This is a genomic window from Halorubrum trapanicum (assembly GCF_017873555.1).
Classification (GTDB): domain Archaea; phylum Halobacteriota; class Halobacteria; order Halobacteriales; family Haloferacaceae; genus Halorubrum; species Halorubrum trapanicum.
Window position 1 is genome coordinate 1 of sequence record NZ_JAGGKE010000030.1, and the last position, 1,334, is coordinate 1,334.

A 1,334-nucleotide genomic window follows, 5' to 3' on the forward strand; every position below is an offset into this window, starting at 1 on the left:
CACTAGCGGTCTCGACGAGAGAATCTTGGGCGAACCGACGGAGAGCTGTCGCTGTCGGCGGCAGCCGCCGCCGACAGCGACAGCGTCGCCACTCCTGCTGGAGGCTGTCTGGGTGGTGATTACCGGCTGAACCGGTCGTCCGGTGGTCGGTTTGCGGGGACGGCCCGACGCACCGCCAGCGCCGTCCACGCTGCCCGTCGGATCATGTTGATGAACTCCGTGAACGACCACTGCCAGAGGCGACGCCCGCCTCGGCGGGGCGTCGCCACGTACTCCCAGTGCAGATACCGCCAGACGTTCTGTAACAGCAAGCTCACCACCACGTACAGCAGCCGTACGACCGGATTTTGTGTCGAGGTCGTCGCAATACTTTGTTCCGAAAGTCGGTAGCTCGCCTCGATACCGAAGCGTTTCGCGTAGTGGTATCGAGCGTCTCGTGGTGAGTCGATGAACGGCGCGTCAGCGGCGTAGCCGTGACGCGCCACGCCATGTTCATCGTACCGTCCGTTCTGGTAGGTACAGTCGATGTAGACGGGAAACTCGACGGTCCAGCTATGACCGTCGAGTTTCGCTGTCAGACTGTGCTGAATCACGCGACTCCACCCTTCTGAGAGTTCCTGCTTGATCGTCTTTCCCCAGCGGACGACCGGCATAACGTAGGCGTGGTTGTGCGCCTGAAGCAGCGTCAAGCACTTGCTGTCGTAGAATTCGCGGTCAAGATAGACGGCCTTGACGTCGAGGTCAAGGCCGTCGAGGAGACCGAGAAACTCAGCGAGGACACTGCTGGGGGTGTCGCCGTCAACGAGACGGCGCACCGCCAGCGTGTAGCGTTTGTTCGTCACACGCGCGTAGAGTGTCGCGTAGGCGTGGAACGCGGTCGTTCCACGCTTCGCCTGGGAGTGATAGAGACCGTCTGTGTCGTCTTCGTCTCCGTAGTAGGGCCGCAGGTGGAGGTCTGCGCAGACCTCCACCTGCTCGGGGAGGACGTCGAGAACGTCCTTTTGGAGAAGCGTGTTGCCAACTTGTTCGAGCGTTTCGAGGTCGAACTTGGTGCGGAGATGGTAGAGAACCGAGTTTTCGTGGGGTGCATCTTCGCTTCTCTCACAGAGCGTCGAGACCGAGGTCCCGTCGGCGCAAGCGCCGACGAGGACCTCGTAGATGTCTTCAGCATCGAGTTCGGCGTTTTCAGCGAGTGTGAGATCAACTTCCTCGTCAAGGGTGTTGACGAGGAAGTTAAGGAGCTGGTCCTCGTGGATTTCACCGTCTGCTTGCTTGGTATTAGACACACCTTCAGCAAGCAGACGTCTCAACTAACCGGCTTTGTGATGTACTGA

The 1,334-nt window shown here is 60.0% G+C and carries 1 protein-coding gene; it reads right to left on the bottom strand.

Annotation, left to right across the window (positions count from 1 at the left end; genetic code table 11):
• Positions 1–119: 119 nt before the first annotated feature.
• Positions 120–1,286, bottom strand: coding sequence for an ISH3 family transposase (locus J2744_RS15265; protein ID WP_210114062.1), 1,167 nt, complete (start codon positions 1,284–1,286; stop codon positions 120–122).
• Positions 1,287–1,334: the final 48 nt, after the last annotated feature.